The organism is Pseudomonas japonica, from assembly GCF_900188455.1.
Taxonomy (GTDB): Bacteria; Pseudomonadota; Gammaproteobacteria; order Pseudomonadales; family Pseudomonadaceae; genus Aquipseudomonas; species Aquipseudomonas japonica.
This window is the reverse complement of record NZ_FZOL01000001.1, coordinates 64,528-79,287: the sequence shown is the minus strand read 5'-3', so window position 1 is coordinate 79,287 and position 14,760 is coordinate 64,528. Positions and strand designations below refer to the sequence as shown.

Here is a 14,760-nt window from a genome sequence, read left to right as displayed (position 1 = left end):
CAGGTCTAAAACAGTAGTCTCAGCGGAGACCGTCATGACCCCACGCCAAGCCTGCCTGGCCTGCCTCGAACGCACTCCCCCGGCCTTGTTCGAGGCGGGGTTGTGGGTTGCCGTCGAGCACGACGAAGCGGTCGAACCGGCACAGGTGATGCGCGCGTTGAAAGACCTGCAGCACGAGATCAGCAACGACCTGCCGCTGCTGCCGCTGCACGAACTGGCCCAGCCGCTGCTGCGCAAGCTGTGTGCGCTGGGTTTCCAGGAAGACGAATATCACCCGCTGCGCCCCCAGGCCGCCCTGCTCGATCAACTCCTGCTGCGGCGTCGCGGCCAACCGCTGGCGCTGGCCCTGCTCGGTCTGGAGCTGGCGCGGGGCCTGTCGATTCCGCTGGAAGGGGTGAATTTTCCCGGGCATTTCCTGCTGCGTGTGCCGGGTGCCGATCATCTGCTCGATCCCTGTGGCGGACGGCGTCTGTATCCGGCGGATTGCCGGGAATTGCTCGGCAGGCAGTTCGGCCCGCAGGTGGCCTTGAGCCGGGAGCATCTGCAGACCGCTACGCCGATGCAGATGATCCAGCGGCTGTCACGCAATCTGCGCCAGTTGCACTCGACCCATGATGATGACCTGGCAGCGTTGAAGGACGCCGAACGCGTGCTGCAACTGGGACCGGCGCTGGCCAGCGATTATCTGGCGCGAGCGACCTTGTACCAGCATCTGGAATGCCCGCAGGCGGAGCGCTTCGACCTGGAACATGCACTGTTGCTGACCGATGATCCGATCCAGCGCCTGCGCCTGACCGAGCGCCTGAGTCATTTGCCGGTGGGGAAAAGGTCGGTGCATTAGGCTCTGTACGAAATGTATTCGAGCGAAGGCCAGGCAAGGCGAAAACGGGCGAGGAACGGCCGGGGTCGCGCCCGACTTTACTGGAGTAAATGAGCATTCCGAGCCCGTTTTCAACGCAGCATGGGCGAGCTCGGATGCATTTCGTACAGAGCCTAGGGCCGCAAAGCGGCCCCGGCATCTTCACCCTTCAGCCGGCGCATCCGCCTGCCGCGCGGGATGCGCCATGACAAACGCCGCATGCTCCTCCGCCAACCCCACCACCCGCAGGATCCGCGGAAAACCACCGAGGTCGACATTGAAGCGCTGGGCCGCGTACACCTGCGGAATCAGGTACACATCGGCCAGTCCCGGTTCCTCGCCGAAGCAGAAACCTTCATCCCCGATCAGTTGCTCAACCACCGCCAGGCCCTGGCCGATCCAGTGGGCGATCCACTGGTTCACCGCCGCCTCATCCTGGCCCTGCTCGCGCAGGCGCTTGAGCACGCTGACGTTGTGCAGCGGATGGATATCGCAACCGATCAGCGCCGCCACCCCCCGGACCCGGGCACGCTGCACCGGGTCGTGGGGCAACAGCGCCGGCTGTGGATAAACCTCTTCCAGGTACTCGATGATCGCCGGCGACTGCAGCAGCAGTTCACCGGAGTCGGCCTTCAGCGCCGGCACCCGGCCCTGCGGGTTGAGCGCGAGGAAATGCGCCTCGTGCTGCTCGCCCTTGAGCAGGTTGACCGGCACCGACTGGAACTCCAGCTGCTTCAGCGCCAGGGCGATCCGCACCCGATACGACGAGGTGGAGCGGTAATAGGTGAACAGTTCCATGCTTCAGGCCTCTCAGTGCGCCGCCACGACCTTGCCGCGGCATTCGCCGAAGCCGATGCTGGCCACGCCATCGCGCCTGGCGCGGGCGCGCAGGATGATTTCGTCACCGTCTTCAAGGAACTTGCGCACCTCGCCCGACGCCAGTTCCACCGGGTGCTTGCCGCCCTCGGTGATCTCCAGCAGGCTGCCGAACTGCCCCGGCTCGGCCCCGGACAGGGTGCCGGAACCGAACAGGTCACCGGACTGCAACTGGCAACCGTTGACGCTGTGGTGCGCGACCATCTGCGCCACGGTCCAGTACATGCTCAGGGTGTTGCTCAGGGTCAGGCGATGCGCCGGCAGGTTCTGCTCGCGCATGCGCTCGGTGAGCAGCAGCACTTCCAGTTCGATATCGAACGCGCCAGCAGCCTGGTCACGGGTGTCCAGCAGGTAGGACAGCGGTTGCGGGTCGCCGTCCGGACGGGCTGGCTGGGCGCAGCGGAACGGCGCCAGGGCCTCGGCGGTGACCACCCACGGCGAGACCGTGGAAATGAAACTCTTGGACAGGAACGGGCCCAGCGGCTGGTATTCCCAGGCCTGGATATCCCGCGCCGACCAGTCGTTGAGCAGGCAGAAACCGGCGATGTGCTCGGCGGCATCGCCCACGGCGATGGACTGGCCCAGTTCGTTGCCCTGGCCGATCCAGATGCCCAGCTCCAGTTCATAGTCCAAGCGCGCGCACGGACCGAAGCTCGGCTCGCTCTGCCCGGCCGGTAGGGTCTGGCCCTTGGGCCGGCGCACGTCGGTGCCGGACGGACGGATGGTCGAGGCACGGCCGTGGTAGCCGATCGGCACGTACTTGTAATTCGGCAGCAGCGGGTTGTCCGGGCGGAACAGCTTGCCGACGTTCTTCGCGTGTTCGATGCCGACATAGAAGTCGGTGTAGTCGCCGATCCGCGCCGGCAGGTGCAGCGCGCAGGCGCTGGCCGGATACAGCGCCGCCTGCAGCGCGGCCTGGTGTTCGCTGCCTTCAGCGAGCAGTTCCAGCAGTCGTTCGCGCAGCGCCACGCGGGCGCCACGGCCGAGGGCGAAGAAGGCGTTCAGCGCCCCCCCACGGGTGGCCTCGACGGCGACCCGGGCTTCACCCTCGAACAGGCCGGCGGCCAGCACCGCCTCCAGGTCGAGAATGGCGTCGCCGATGGCCACGCCACAACGGCGCTCGCCGCCAGCGCGGCTGAAGATCCCCAGCGGCAGGTTCTGCAGGGGGAAATCGCTATGCCCGTTGGCGGTATCGACCCAACTGCGGGCAATGGCGGTCTGGTTCATGTTCATCTCCGATTCGGGGTGAAGGTGCTCGGCAGCGTGGCCCAGCAACTATCGTAGTCGTTCTGCAACTGCGGGCAGTCCAGGGCATGGCGGGTCGGACGCAGCACCTGGCTGGTCTCGAACATGAAGGCCATGGTGTTGTCGATCTTGTTCGGCGCCAGGTCCGCGGCGATGGCCTTGGCGCAGGTCTCGGCGTCGGGACCGTGGGCGCTCATGCAGCCGTGCAGCGAGGCGCCGCCAGGCAGGAAGCCTTCGGCCTTGGCGTCGTACTCGCCCTTGATCAGGCCCATGAACTCGTTCATCAGGTTGCGGTGGAACCACGGTGGACGGAAGGTTTTCTCAGCCACCATCCAGCGCGGCGGGAAGATCACGAAGTCGATGTTGGCCATGCCCGGCACGCTGGTCGGCGAGGTCAGCACGGTGAAGATCGACGGATCGGGGTGGTCGTAGCTGACCGTGCCGATGGTGTTGAAAAGACGCAGGTCGTACTTGTACGGCACGTTGTTGCCGTGCCAGGCGACCACGTCCAGCGGCGAGTGCTGCAGTTCGCAGCCCCACAGCTCGCCGCAGAATTTCTGCACCAGTTGCAACGGGCCATCCTGCTCTTCGTAGTGCGCCACCGGGGCGAGGAAGTCGCGCGGGTTGGCCAGGCCGTTGCTGCCGATCGGGCCGAGGTCCGGGATGCGCAGCGGCGCGCCGTGGTTTTCGGCGATGTAGCCGCGGGCTTCGCCGTCCAGCAGTTCGACGCGGAATTTCATGCCACGGGGAATCACCGCGATTTCCAGCGGCTCGACGTCCAGCACGCCCAGTTCAGTGACCAGGCGCAGGCGCCCCAGTTGTGGCACCAGCAGCAGCTCGCCATCGGCGTTGAAGAACACCCGCTCCATGGACCGGTTGGCGCGATAGCAGTGGATGCTGATGCCCGCCGGTTTTTCCGCCGCCGAGTTGGCCGCCATGGTGACCCAGCCATCGATGAAGTCGGTGGGCTCGCCCGGCATCTCCAGGGGGCTCCAGCGCAGCCGATTGGGTGTCACCGCGCCCAGCCCGCCACCGGCAAGCTGCCGCTCCAGCCGCTCGAACGCCGGGTGCAGCGCCGAGGGACGAATGCGGTACAGCCAGGTGCGCCGCTGCTCGCTGCGGCTCATGGTGAACGCCGTGCCCGAGAGCAGTTCGGCGTACAGGCCGTAGGGGGCTTTCTGCGGGGAGTTCTGGCCGACCGGCAGGGCGCCGGGCAGCGCCTCGCTGGCGAATTCGTTGCCGAAGCCGCTCTGGTAAGCGAGGGCGGAAGTGGAATCGGAGTTCATCGAGCCTCCTGGCCGCGTGGGCCGGTTATTGTTATGCGTAATTCGATTACGTATAACGTAATTTGATTGACCTGGACCGTCAAGCGCCAGAGAAGCCCGCTGACACCCATCAGAGGTAAACGGGACCGCGTTGCGGTCCTTCGCGAGCAAGCTCGCTCCCACAGACCCAGTGCTCCGAAAAGTTGAAACACTCACAGCCAGGCCTTACCCTCCTCCCCCGTCCCGCACAGTGAATGCAGCCATGAGCAAAGCCACGCCCCCCGCCGACAACGGCAAACAGAAGGTCCGCTCGGCGGAGGTCGGCACCGATATCCTCAAGGCCCTGGCGCAACTGTCACCGGCCACGTCGCTGTCGCGCCTGGCCGAGCATGTGGACATGCCGGCGAGCAAGGTGCATCGCTACCTGCAGGCGCTGATCGCCAGCGGTTTCGCCGAGCAGGACCCGGCCACCAACCACTACGGCCTGGGCCGCGAAGCGTTGCGCGTGGGTCTGGCGGCACTGGGCGGGATGGATGTGCTGAAGGTGGCGGCGGTACCGCTCTCGGAACTGCGCGACCAGCTCAACGAGAGTTGCTTCATCGCGGTATGGGGCAATCAGGGCGCCACCGTGGTGAATATCGAACCGGCGGTGCGCGCGGTGACCGTGGTCACCCAGATCGGCTCGGTGCTGCCGCTGCTCAGTTCGTCCACCGGGCTGGTGTTCGGCGCTTATCTGCCAGCACGGGAAACCCTCGAACTGCGCGACCGCGAACTGACGCACCTGGATCACGACGCCAGCCACTACGACGCGCTGTTCGCCAGCATCCGCGAACGCGGCCTGCATCACGTGCACGGCCTGCTGATGCCGGGGGTCGATGCCCTGTCGGCGCCGGTGTTCAATGCCATGGGGCAGATCGTCGCGGTGCTCACCGTGGTCGGTCCGACCTCGATCTTCCATGCCGATGAACAGGGCCCGGCGGCGCAACGCCTGCGGGCGGCGGCCGAGGCCATCAGCTGGCGAATGGGCTACGAAGGGGCACGGTGAACCGGATTGGTGCACTGTTGCCGACGATGCAACAGTGAATGTCAGAAAGCGCTATTTTTCCGCGGGATGCCTCTGACTATCCTTCTCCTGCCTTGACGACCCGGTGTTCGCCAAGGCGCGAAGTTGACGCTTCGGCCCCCTTAACGGTCGGTTAATGCTCTCCCCCTAGAGTGCTCCTCGATCGTCGTTTCGAAGCGCCACCCTTCAGTTCACCGACGTTGATTTTGAAGCTCCTTGATCTGCGTCTACTTGGCCGCTGCCTGTGCAGCGGCCTTTTTTATTCCCGCTCAGTCGTCGCAATGAAACCGGTGCAACAAGCGATGCGCCACCGGTGCCAGGATCAGGCCGATACTGGCGACGAACACCAGCCCCACATACAGCCCATACACGGCGAAGAACAGCTTGCCGCCATGGGTCTGCGGCAGGTTCACCGGGCCCATGCCGCCCAGCAGCAGGGTGGCGTTGAACGCCGCGTCGTACCAGGTCACGCCTTCCTCGAAATGCAGGTGCCCGACCACGCCGATCAGGATCGAGCCGAACAGCAGCAGGACCGCGCCCAAGGCATGCAGCAGCAGCCGGCTGCGGAAGGCTTCGCTGGAAAGGACCTCGTCGTTCTTCGATTCGTACATGCTGCGCACTCCTGTCGCGATCAAAGCTTTCCAGCTTAGGAAAGATCCGCCGATCGCGACAGAAAACGCAGTGTCAGGGTTTTGCGAACCGTTGCAGGTTGGCCAGCATCTGCTGCATCGCCTGCAGGCTGTCGGACGGATGCTCGGCGCCGTCGAAGTCACCGATCCGGCCCCAGTTGGCCGCGACATCCTCGGCACTGAAACCGCCCTGCGGGTCGAAGCCGACACCCAGGCTGCGCTCCCAGCGCACCTGGCCGACCCAGCCGCCACCGACCTCGTACAGGTTGCCGCTGTCCTGGCACTGCTCGCTGCCCAGGTACACCACCAGCGGGCTGATCAGTTCAGGTTTGAGCTGTTCGAACACCTGCTGCGGGATCAGCCCTTCGGTCATGCGCGTGCCACCGGTCGGGGCGATGGCATTGACCAGCACGCCGTTCTTGCGGCCTTCCAGGGCCAGGGTGCGGGTCAGGCCGTAGAGACCGAGCTTGGCCATGCCGTAGTTGGCCTGGCCGAAATTGCCGTAGATCCCGGACGTGGACGAGGTGAAGATCACCCGCCCCCAGTTCTGCTCGCGCAGGTGTGGCCAGGCGGCGCGGGTGACCTTGTAGGCACCCTCGACGTGGACCTTGTAGACCAGGTCCCAATCGGCGTCTTCCATCTTGTGGAAGGTCTTGTCGCGCAGGATGCCGGCGTTGTTCACCAGCACATCGACGCGGCCGAAGCTGTCCAGGGCCTGCTCGACGATGCGCTGACCGTCGGTCACCGAATCGTGGTTGGCCACCGCCTCGCCGCCAGCCTCGCGAATTTCCGCGACCACGCGGTCGGCGGCCGAAGCGTTGGCGCCTTCGCCATGGGTCGAACCGCCCAGATCGTTGACCACCACCTTCGCCCCGTGACGGGCGAACAACAGGGCATGGGCGCGGCCGAGGCCACCACCGGCGCCAGTGACGATCACCACTCTATTTTCCAGGCGAACCGAATCGCTCATGACGCAACTCCAACTGAACAGGGAACGGAAGCGGCAGTGTCGGCCAGCGCCCGGCCCCGGACAACGAACCGGGTGGGCGCTGAATGGCAGGCGATAAGCCAGGCCTGGGTCAGGACCAGGCGACCTTCTGCGGACACCACGCCAGCGGTCGGTGGCGAAAATCCAGGTAATGCCGCAGCACCTGGCCTGGCGACTCGGTATGCGGGTAATGACCGATGCCCTGGAGCAGGACGGTGTCGGGCTCCGGCACCAGTTCCTCGTAGCGCTCGACCATGTGCGCGCCGGAAACAGGGTCGGCCGCGCCATTGATGAAGCGCAACGGCATTCCCGCGGTCTGCAGCGCACCGACCCAGCGCTGGCGATGCGCCTTGCGCTCGATCAGGTAACCCGACAGGCGGTGCAGGATGCGGTTGCCGCGGTTCGAGGCGATCAGGCTCCAGCAGTCATCCAGCGCGCTTTCACTGGGATGGGTGGAGGGGCCATAGGTCTGCCCGACACTGCGCACCAGGCCGTCGCGGTCGAATGTCCGCGCCACCAGCCAACCCAGGCGACTGAGCAGCAGCCGCTGGAACAGCAATGGACGATGGCACTCGGGAAACAGCCCGGCGTTGAGAAAGGCGCAACTGGCGATCTCGATCCGCCCTTCCTGATGGCGCGCCAGCAGCTCCTGAGCCACGCTGCCGCCATAGTCATGGGCGAGGATATGCACGGGCTCCCGGACCTGCAGGTGCCCCAGCAGGGCCTGCTGCAGATCGGCCTGCTCCAGCAGGCTGTAGTGGTGCCCGGGCGGCTTGGCGGAATCGCCGAAGCCGAGCATGTCGCAGGCGATCAGGCGAAAGCGCTGCGCCAGTGGCTGCCAGAGGTAGTGCCAGTCCCAGCTGGCGGTTGGAAATCCGTGAATGAGTAGCAGTGGCTCTCCCTGCCCTGCCGTCCAGTAGCGAATGCTCTGGCCGCGGAACGTGAATCCCAGGCTCCGTGTCCGCCAGACGCACAGAGGAATCTCTGCCAGTGGCATTGGGAGATCTCGGCTGGTGGTGGATTGTTTCAAGTGTTGGTCACGGCGGCACATTTTCGTGCTCTGTGGGACAGCATAGTCAGCCCTGGAAGAAGCGAAAGTTTCCTTGGCAGCCAGCTTGATGACCTTGCAGGACAGGCGCCGAACGGCGCGAAGGTCAGGCGGCGGCGCGGCTGGGGTTGCCGCGCCGCCTGGGGCGATCAGCCGCGCAGCGTGGCGGCGAACTCGGCGAGCCAGGGCTCGGCGTCGACTTCCGGGGTCACCGTCTCGCTGGCATCCAGGCGCAGCATCGGCTGGACTTCCTCGACCCCCAGCTCGGCGAACAGCTCGCGCAGCTGCTCGCCGCCGCCGCAGAAGGTGTCACCGTAGCTGGAGTCGCCCAGCGCCAGCACCGCGCCCGGCAGGCCACGCCAGGCCGCGGGCAGGCTGTCGCGGATCTCGCTGAACAGCGGCACCAGGCTGTCCGGCAGCTCGCCCATGCCGGTGGTGGAGGTCACGGCGAGAAATGCCTGGGGCTCGAACGCCTGGACATCGGCGAGCGTGGCGCGAGCCGCGTGCCAGGCCTCGAAACCCGCGGCCTTGAGCAGAGACTGGGCGTGACGTGCGACTTCTTCGGCGGTGCCGTAGACCGAACCGGACAGGATGACCACTTTCATGACGAATACCGTATCTGAGCAAAAGCGTAGGATACTAGCACCGATGGCTGGCAAAAGGCCTTATCCGCTGGCCTGACATGCACTAGAATCGCCCCTCCCAACAGCCCTCGCGCCGGTTCCCCCGATGATCAACGCCACATTGCTGCAACGCATGATCGATGCCTCCAACGACGGCATCGTGGTCGCCGAACAGGAAGGCGACGAGGACACCATCCTGATCTACGTGAACCCGGCGTTCGAGCGCCTCAGCGGCTACGACGCCAATGACATCCTCTACCGCGATTGCCGCTTCCTCCAGGGCAGCGACCGCGACCAGCCGGCCCGCGCGCTGATCCGCCGGGCCCTGGAAAGCCGCCAGCCGTGCCGCGAAATCCTGCGCAACTACCGCAAGGACGGCAGCGCTTTCTGGAACGAGCTGTCGATCACCCCGGTGTTCAACGAAGCGGACCAGCTCACCTACTTCATCGGCATCCAGAAGGATGTCACCCGCCAGGTCGAGGCCGAGCAGCGGGTGACCGAGCTGGAGCGACAGCTGGCCGAAGCGCGGGCTCGCATCCAGCAGTTGGAAAGCGACCAACGGTCCTAACAAAGGCACCGATTCGCTGTCCATTCATCACCCGGAAAAATCGCAGCAGTAATCATCATGCAAGCCGATGCCCTTCTGACCCAGGACGAGCTGGATTTCATCCAGAGCGTGCACCGCTCGCCCCAGCTCAACCGCGTGGACCCCAATTCCACGCTGCGCCTCAACGGTCGCAGCGACGTCCAGCAATTGCTCACCCGCCTGGTGGCCAACGAACAGGTCACCGTGCAGGCACAACTGGACAACCAGCAGATGAGTTTTCCGCTGTTGCTGGTGGAGGACGAGTTCCACGCCCTGCACCTGCAGGTGGGCGCGCCGAGCATCTATGAAGAAGGCGCGGTGGTGCGGCCCTGGCGCCTGAGCCTGGACACGCCGGTGATGCTGGAAGACCAGCTGGGCCTGAGCAGCGGCCTGAAAGTCCGGGAAATCTCCTTCAAGGGCGTGCTGCTGGAACTGCCGTCAGGGCGCAAGGCGCCGAAAACCTTCAATCTCTGGTTCGCCCCGGACGGCATCGCCCCCATCGCCCTGCGCGGCACCCTGCAGCGGCTCACCGTGGACGGCCTGGCCGCCTACAAGCTGAGCCAGCGCCAGCCGGAAGAGATCGAGCGCTTGCGCCAGTACATGTTGCAGCAGCACCGCCGCACCCATCCGCAAGTGCACTGCAGCTAGGCTCTGTACGAAATGTATTCGAGCGAAGGCCAGGCAAGGCGAAAACGGGCGAGGAAGCGGAGTTTACTGGAGTAAATGAGCATTCCGAGCCCGTTTTCAACGCAGCATGGGCGAGCTCGGATGCATTTCGTACAGAGCCTAACTGTCGAGGTGGCCTTCGAGGCACTGCTGCAGACGCCGGCGCATCAAGCGCCCTTCCCCGCCCAGACAGACGATCTGTGAACCGACCAGGTTGTCCTGAAGCATTTCCGACGCCTCGCCGGCGAACAGCAACGGACAATCCAGGGCCAGCGCCAGGCGTGCCAGACGCTTGGCCAGGTCGGCGGCGGGAGCGTGGTTGGAAAACAGCACCAGCGCATCGGGGGCCATGCGTTCGCAGACCAGGCTCAACTCCTCCAGCGGCTGCCCCGGCGCCAGCACGCTCACCGCCACGTCGCTGCTGCCCAGCAACAGAGCGCAGACCAGCAGTTCCAGCTCGCGGCACTGCTCCGGCAGCGCGGCCAGCAGCACTCGCGTGGATTGTTCTTCCCGCGCCAGTTGCAGGCGCTGCCAGGCGCGGGCACGCAGAAAGGTATCGAGGAACAGCCATTCGCTGAGGCGGCCGAAACCGTCATGGGCCACGCGCAGTTCCTGCCACAGCGGCATGAGGATGTCCTGGAACACCACGGCCAGGGGATAACTGGCGAACACCTGGCCGTAGACCCGCTCCAGCCGGCTTTCGTCGAACCCCTGCACTGCCTGGCGCAGCTGATTGCGCCATTGCTCGTGGTCCCTGACCGGCGCGGGGCTGACGCTCTGCTCGGGCTGGCTCTGCGCCGCGCGGTCGCGCGCGAGGATCTTGCCGACCTTGCTCACCGCCACGCCGCGTTCGATCCAGCCGAGGATATGGCGGACGTCGTCGATATCGGAGCGCGAATACAAGCGATGCCCACTTTCGGTGCGTGTCGGCTGGATCAGGCCATAACGGCGCTCCCAGGCGCGCAGGGTGACCGGATTGATGCCCGTCAGGCGTGCCACTTCACGAATGGGAAACAGCTCCTCATGGTCCAGACCACGCTCGCTGAGTGAAGCCGGGGAAAGCTCGATCATCGCCTGACACGCCGCAGGTTGTAGGAAAAGGATGACCATTCTAGCCCGGCGAGAGGAAGCAGGACCAAACATCACTGTGAACCAGGTCAAAACCGACACTGACGAGTCACAATATTTACGGAATAATCCTTGCTTGTTTTCGGACGCCGCCCAACACCCCGGGCGGCGATCCGTGGTCATGGCTACCCGCCGCGACCCGTTGCCAGGAGATACACGATGTCTACCCCACCCGTTACCCTGATGCTTGCCCGGCGTGCTGCCGAGGGCCGTTATCAGGACATGATCGCCTGGCTGCACGAAGGCGAGCAGTTGGCCACCGACTTTCCCGGCTACCTCGGCTCCGGCGTGCTGGCCCCGCCGCCCCAGGGCGACGAATTCCAGATCATCTTCCGCTTCGTCGACGAAAAGACCCTGCATGCCTGGGAGTTCTCCGCCTCGCGCAGCGCCTGGCTGGCCCGCGGCAACGGGTTGTTCGAACAGCCGACGGAGAAACGCGTGAGCGGTATCGAAGGCTGGTTCGGCAACGACGCCGCGCAGCGTCCGCCGCGCTGGAAACAGGCGGTGGCGATCTGGCTGGCGTTCTTTCCGGTGTCGCTGGCGTTCAACCTGCTGTTCGGCCACTGGCTGGCGGAACTGAGCCTGCTGCCGCGCATCCTGCTCAGCACCCTGGGGCTGACGCCGCTGATGGTGTACCTGTTCATTCCCCTGTCGACCCGCTGCCTGGCCGGCTGGCTCAATGCCCGCCCAGCGGTGGCACCGGCGCCGGGCAACGCCGGCGAATCGCTGGAAAGCCGCTGACCGGCCGGGGGCGGTCATTCCAGGCGAGTTCGGGTATGCTGGCGACTGACCGCGAACCTGAAAAAGTTGATCGTCCCCGCATATGAACAGCCCAATCCTAGTTACCGGTGGCAGCCAGCGAGTCGGGCTGGCGCTGGCCACGCAACTGGCGCAGGCCGGCCACACGGTGGTCAGCGCCAGCCGCAGCAAGATCACCGCTCCGGCGCATCCGAACATCATCCCGTTCCAGGCCGACCTGTGCCGCGAAGACGACCGCGAAGCCCTGATCGAGCACCTGCGCAACCACTACGATGGCCTGCGCGCGATCGTCCACAACGCTTCGCTGTGGCTCGACGACGACCTGGACAACCTCACCACCATGTTCAAGCTCCACGTCGAGGCGCCGTACCACCTCAACCTGGCCCTCGGCGAGCAGTTGCTGAAGCTGGACAAGGCGGACATCATCCATATCTGCGACGAGACCTCGTCGCGCGGCAGCAAGAGCCATATCGGCTACGCCGCGACCAAGGCCGCGCTGCAGAACATGGTGCTGTCGTTCGCCGAGAAGTACGCGCCCACGGTGCGGGTGAATGCCGTGCTGCCGGGGCTGCTGATCCTCAAGGAAGGCGGCGACGAGCAGTACCGCCAGCAGACCCTGAAGAAGGCCCTGCTGGAATTCGAGCCCGGCGCCCAGCCGCTGATCGACGCGGTGTTCTTCCTCCTCGAAAGTCAGTACAGCACCGGCAGCAACGTGGTCATCAACGGTGGCCGCCACCTGAAGAACCGAATCGCCTGAAACCGAGAAAGCCATGACTCCGCAAGAACAACTCGAACTCGAAGCAGCGGCGTTCCGTCGCCTGGTCGAACACCTGCGCCAGCGCAGCGACGTGCAGAACATCGACCTGATGAACCTGTCCGGCTTCTGCCGCAACTGCCTGTCCAAGTGGTACAAGGCGGCCGCGGACGACCGCCAGATAGACGTCAGCCTGGATGACGCCCGCGAGGTGGTCTACGGCATGCCTTACGAGCAGTGGAAAAACCAATACCAGAAAGAGGCCAGCGCCGAGCAGCAGGCCGCGTTCGCCAAAGGAAAAACCCATGACTGACCTGACCCGGCTGCGCGCCAGCCTCGACACCGGCGAACACGTTTTCGCCGACACCCTGGCCTTCGTCGCCGAACACTATGACTACCAGCAGACCGCCTTCGACAACGGCGGCGTGGCCAGCGCCGCCGGGCAGAACGAAGGTTCGTGCAAGACCCTCGGCCTGGCCCTGCTGGAAGGCCTGAGCGATCAGGAAACCCTGCTGGCCTTCGGCGAGCACTACCGCTCGGTGCTGGCCACCCCCGAAGGCAGCGACCACGGCAATATCCGCGCACTGATCGCCCATGGCCTGGCTGGGGTGAAGTTCGACGGCGAACCGCTCAAGCGCAAGGCTTGAGGGATCGGTTGCAACTACCGGCTGCCTGTCTTGAGTCTTGCAGCGCCCTTGAGATCGAGCGCCGTCCGCACGGCGCTTCGCGAGCAAGCTCGCTCCCACAGTTTGTTGCAACGAACCTATGTCTGATAGGCCATGGTTGTCCGCCTTGTTTTTACGATGCGATATCAAGTCGGGCCCAACAGCCTCCCCGCAATAAATCGCCAAGCACCAAGGGCTGACAACTCAAATCCCACAAGCCATGGCGCGTTGCAACAAACTGTGGGAGCGAGCTTGCTCGCGAAGCGCCGTGCGGACGGCGCTCGATCTGAAGGGCGCTATAAGAGCATCGTCATGCACCGCGATGCGCCGCGCGGGCGGCGCTCGATCTCAAGGGCCCCGCACCTGTCACGGCGAGCACTTGGCCCCCCCCCCCCTCAATCCTCGATCGTCAACCACGACCAGCGCTCCTGGTACTTCCTGGCCTTTTCCTGGAACAACGGCGGCTGGTGATTCAACGGATTGCTGCGCAACACCCCCTGCTGCAGATCATCCAGCCCCCAGGTGCTGTACAGCTCGCCACTGCGCACATCCAGCCCCAGGCAGGTGGAGCGCACCAGATAGCGGTCGATGCCGTCGGTGACCTTGAGCAGCGGTGTATAAGGCACACCAAACTTGTCCTCATACCAGAGGTGCACCCGCGCCTGGTTGCGCACCTCGACCTTGTCGGCCAGCGCGCCACAGGCCTGGCGCACGCGCTGGATCACGCGGTCTTCCGCCTCCCACGACAGGTCGCTGTCGAAGTAGATCACGTCGTAGTCCTTCACCCCCCAGTCCGGCTCGCGGCCACTCCTGAGGTTCCACAGGGCCTGGAACAGGCAACCGGCGGTCAGCATGCACTGCGGCAGGTCGAGTTCCACCAGCACCCGCAGCAGCTCGACATTGACCGGGTTCTTCAGGGCCATGGCGACCAGCGCTTCGTCAGTCAGCACGCTCATCAGATCGACTCCCCGCGCACGGGTGGCCGCATCTCCCACCCCGAGGGCCACTCCAGGGCTCGCTCGATATCGAAGCGCAGGCTTTCGTCGCGCAGACCGATCAGCACCACCGCCAGCAGCAACAGCGCCAAACCACCCTCGACCAGTCCCCAGCGCGGCACCTCGACGTTGCGCCCGCGGCTGCACCACCAGGCCTGGCCGGCGCAGAACACGGCGATGGCGAAGACCCACAGGTAGTAGCCAGGCGCGAAGTGCAGGACGCCGTGGAAGGTGTAGCTCTGGTTGTCCGGCAGACGTTCGATGGCATGGCTGCCAATGGCCAGGTACAACGCGCAGAGGCCGAGGACCAGCGCGAACCAGCGCCAGCGCCGGCGCACCAGCAGGGCCAGGCCGAACAACGGGTTGGCGAACCAGCCGAACAGACCGAAGACGATGCCCCATGGGCCCTGCAGGAGCACTTGCAGGGACGACAGCTGGCTGCCGCCGCTCAGTTCGACGGCGTCGAAACACAGGGCCAGGAGATAGAACAGCAGGGAAAGAGGGATGTAGAAGCGCGCCATGGGCGATCTCGGACAAGTGAGTTCGCGACGATACCGTATATCGGCATCGCGTTGCGGCCCTTCGCCGTGGTTCGGCGCACCGACAAGCTC

General features: G+C 65.2%; 18 protein-coding genes. 8 read left to right on the top strand and 10 right to left on the bottom strand.

Features of this window, described 5'->3' with window-relative positions:
* Positions 1-34: 34 nt before the first annotated feature.
* Positions 35-841, top strand: coding sequence for a transglutaminase family protein (locus CHB99_RS00320; RefSeq protein ID WP_042122885.1), 807 nt, complete (start codon positions 35-37; stop codon positions 839-841).
* A gap of 180 nt (positions 842-1,021) precedes the next feature.
* Here the strand turns inward: CHB99_RS00320 and maiA are convergent, their stop codons facing one another.
* From maiA to hmgA, 3 genes are read right to left on the bottom strand one after another with little or no spacing between them, the layout of a single operon-like run.
* A complete protein-coding gene (gene maiA, locus CHB99_RS00315) occupies positions 1,022-1,657 on the bottom strand; it encodes a maleylacetoacetate isomerase (protein ID WP_042122883.1) in 636 nt (211 codons plus the stop codon).
* A 12-nt stretch (positions 1,658-1,669) separates the two neighbouring features.
* Entirely contained in the window at positions 1,670-2,962 is a 1,293-nt protein-coding gene (gene fahA, locus CHB99_RS00310; RefSeq protein ID WP_042122881.1) for a fumarylacetoacetase, read from the bottom strand.
* A 2-nt stretch (positions 2,963-2,964) separates the two neighbouring features.
* Positions 2,965-4,266, bottom strand: a complete 1,302-nt coding sequence (gene hmgA / locus CHB99_RS00305; RefSeq protein ID WP_042122879.1) for a homogentisate 1,2-dioxygenase — start codon at positions 4,264-4,266, stop codon at positions 2,965-2,967.
* A gap of 241 nt (positions 4,267-4,507) precedes the next feature.
* Here hmgA and CHB99_RS00300 point away from each other — a divergent pair, with 241 nt between their 5' ends.
* Positions 4,508-5,290, top strand: a complete 783-nt coding sequence (locus tag CHB99_RS00300) for an IclR family transcriptional regulator (protein WP_042122878.1) — start codon at positions 4,508-4,510, stop codon at positions 5,288-5,290.
* Between the two features lie 287 nt (positions 5,291-5,577).
* Here the strand turns inward: CHB99_RS00300 and CHB99_RS00295 are convergent, their stop codons facing one another.
* The 4 genes from CHB99_RS00295 to CHB99_RS00280 all read right to left on the bottom strand — a co-directional run bounded on the left by CHB99_RS00295 (position 5,578) and on the right by CHB99_RS00280 (position 8,578).
* Positions 5,578-5,919 (bottom strand): hypothetical protein, encoded by a 342-nt coding sequence (locus CHB99_RS00295; RefSeq protein ID WP_042122877.1) that lies wholly within the window; start codon positions 5,917-5,919, stop codon positions 5,578-5,580.
* Positions 5,920-5,992: 73 nt separating this feature from the next.
* Entirely contained in the window at positions 5,993-6,907 is a 915-nt protein-coding gene (locus CHB99_RS00290) for an SDR family oxidoreductase (protein WP_042122876.1), read from the bottom strand.
* A 109-nt stretch (positions 6,908-7,016) separates the two neighbouring features.
* Positions 7,017-7,922, bottom strand: a complete 906-nt coding sequence (locus tag CHB99_RS00285; RefSeq protein WP_042122875.1) for an alpha/beta fold hydrolase — start codon at positions 7,920-7,922, stop codon at positions 7,017-7,019.
* 200 nt (positions 7,923-8,122) lie between these two features.
* A complete protein-coding gene (locus tag CHB99_RS00280) occupies positions 8,123-8,578 on the bottom strand; it encodes a flavodoxin (protein WP_042122874.1) in 456 nt (151 codons plus the stop codon).
* Between the two features lie 124 nt (positions 8,579-8,702).
* Here CHB99_RS00280 and CHB99_RS00275 point away from each other — a divergent pair, with 124 nt between their 5' ends.
* Complete coding sequence (locus CHB99_RS00275; RefSeq protein WP_042122873.1) at positions 8,703-9,164, top strand: PAS domain S-box protein; 462 nt, start codon at positions 8,703-8,705, stop codon at positions 9,162-9,164.
* Positions 9,165-9,221: 57 nt separating this feature from the next.
* A complete protein-coding gene (locus tag CHB99_RS00270; protein WP_042122872.1) occupies positions 9,222-9,830 on the top strand; it encodes a hypothetical protein in 609 nt (202 codons plus the stop codon).
* 138 nt (positions 9,831-9,968) lie between these two features.
* Here CHB99_RS00270 and CHB99_RS00265 read toward each other — a convergent pair whose 3' ends face one another.
* Entirely contained in the window at positions 9,969-10,919 is a 951-nt protein-coding gene (locus tag CHB99_RS00265) for a MerR family transcriptional regulator (RefSeq protein WP_042122871.1), read from the bottom strand.
* Positions 10,920-11,135: 216 nt separating this feature from the next.
* Between CHB99_RS00265 and CHB99_RS00260 the strand changes: the two genes are divergently transcribed.
* The 4 genes from CHB99_RS00260 (at position 11,136) to CHB99_RS00245 (ending at position 13,136) form a co-directional block, all read left to right on the top strand.
* Positions 11,136-11,717 carry a putative antibiotic biosynthesis monooxygenase gene (locus CHB99_RS00260; RefSeq protein WP_042122870.1) on the top strand — a complete coding sequence of 194 codons (582 nt, stop codon included), beginning with the start codon at positions 11,136-11,138 and terminating at the stop codon, positions 11,715-11,717.
* An 82-nt stretch (positions 11,718-11,799) separates the two neighbouring features.
* Positions 11,800-12,492: a dihydromonapterin reductase gene (gene folM, locus CHB99_RS00255; RefSeq protein WP_042122869.1), complete on the top strand. Its 693-nt coding sequence runs from the start codon at positions 11,800-11,802 to the stop codon at positions 12,490-12,492.
* A gap of 13 nt (positions 12,493-12,505) precedes the next feature.
* Positions 12,506-12,802, top strand: coding sequence for a DUF1244 domain-containing protein (locus CHB99_RS00250; protein WP_042122868.1), 297 nt, complete (start codon positions 12,506-12,508; stop codon positions 12,800-12,802).
* Positions 12,795-13,136 carry a HopJ type III effector protein gene (locus CHB99_RS00245; protein WP_042122867.1) on the top strand — a complete coding sequence of 114 codons (342 nt, stop codon included), beginning with the start codon at positions 12,795-12,797 and terminating at the stop codon, positions 13,134-13,136. Before CHB99_RS00250 ends, CHB99_RS00245 begins: the two co-directional genes overlap by 8 nt.
* A gap of 413 nt (positions 13,137-13,549) precedes the next feature.
* Here CHB99_RS00245 and CHB99_RS00240 read toward each other — a convergent pair whose 3' ends face one another.
* Both CHB99_RS00240 and CHB99_RS00235 read right to left on the bottom strand, forming a co-directional pair.
* Positions 13,550-14,110, bottom strand: coding sequence for a nucleotidyltransferase family protein (locus tag CHB99_RS00240; protein WP_042127478.1), 561 nt, complete (start codon positions 14,108-14,110; stop codon positions 13,550-13,552).
* On the bottom strand, positions 14,110-14,670 hold the full coding sequence (locus tag CHB99_RS00235) for a hypothetical protein (protein WP_042127477.1): 561 nt from the start codon (positions 14,668-14,670) through the stop codon (positions 14,110-14,112). Before CHB99_RS00235 ends, CHB99_RS00240 begins: the two co-directional genes overlap by 1 nt.
* Between the last annotated feature and the right edge of the window lie 90 nt (positions 14,671-14,760).

Coding starts and splice junctions, on each gene's coding strand:
- CHB99_RS00320 (WP_042122885.1), top strand. CDS start 35: ATGACCCCACGCCAAGCCTGCCTGGCCTGCCTCGAACGCACTCCCCCG.
- maiA (WP_042122883.1), bottom strand. CDS start 1,657: ATGGAACTGTTCACCTATTACCGCTCCACCTCGTCGTATCGGGTGCGG.
- fahA (WP_042122881.1), bottom strand. CDS start 2,962: ATGAACCAGACCGCCATTGCCCGCAGTTGGGTCGATACCGCCAACGGG.
- hmgA (WP_042122879.1), bottom strand. CDS start 4,266: ATGAACTCCGATTCCACTTCCGCCCTCGCTTACCAGAGCGGCTTCGGC.
- CHB99_RS00300 (WP_042122878.1), top strand. CDS start 4,508: ATGAGCAAAGCCACGCCCCCCGCCGACAACGGCAAACAGAAGGTCCGC.
- CHB99_RS00295 (WP_042122877.1), bottom strand. CDS start 5,919: ATGTACGAATCGAAGAACGACGAGGTCCTTTCCAGCGAAGCCTTCCGC.
- CHB99_RS00290 (WP_042122876.1), bottom strand. CDS start 6,907: ATGAGCGATTCGGTTCGCCTGGAAAATAGAGTGGTGATCGTCACTGGC.
- CHB99_RS00285 (WP_042122875.1), bottom strand. CDS start 7,922: ATGCCACTGGCAGAGATTCCTCTGTGCGTCTGGCGGACACGGAGCCTG.
- CHB99_RS00280 (WP_042122874.1), bottom strand. CDS start 8,578: ATGAAAGTGGTCATCCTGTCCGGTTCGGTCTACGGCACCGCCGAAGAA.
- CHB99_RS00275 (WP_042122873.1), top strand. CDS start 8,703: ATGATCAACGCCACATTGCTGCAACGCATGATCGATGCCTCCAACGAC.
- CHB99_RS00270 (WP_042122872.1), top strand. CDS start 9,222: ATGCAAGCCGATGCCCTTCTGACCCAGGACGAGCTGGATTTCATCCAG.
- CHB99_RS00265 (WP_042122871.1), bottom strand. CDS start 10,919: ATGATCGAGCTTTCCCCGGCTTCACTCAGCGAGCGTGGTCTGGACCAT.
- CHB99_RS00260 (WP_042122870.1), top strand. CDS start 11,136: ATGTCTACCCCACCCGTTACCCTGATGCTTGCCCGGCGTGCTGCCGAG.
- folM (WP_042122869.1), top strand. CDS start 11,800: ATGAACAGCCCAATCCTAGTTACCGGTGGCAGCCAGCGAGTCGGGCTG.
- CHB99_RS00250 (WP_042122868.1), top strand. CDS start 12,506: ATGACTCCGCAAGAACAACTCGAACTCGAAGCAGCGGCGTTCCGTCGC.
- CHB99_RS00245 (WP_042122867.1), top strand. CDS start 12,795: ATGACTGACCTGACCCGGCTGCGCGCCAGCCTCGACACCGGCGAACAC.
- CHB99_RS00240 (WP_042127478.1), bottom strand. CDS start 14,110: ATGAGCGTGCTGACTGACGAAGCGCTGGTCGCCATGGCCCTGAAGAAC.
- CHB99_RS00235 (WP_042127477.1), bottom strand. CDS start 14,670: ATGGCGCGCTTCTACATCCCTCTTTCCCTGCTGTTCTATCTCCTGGCC.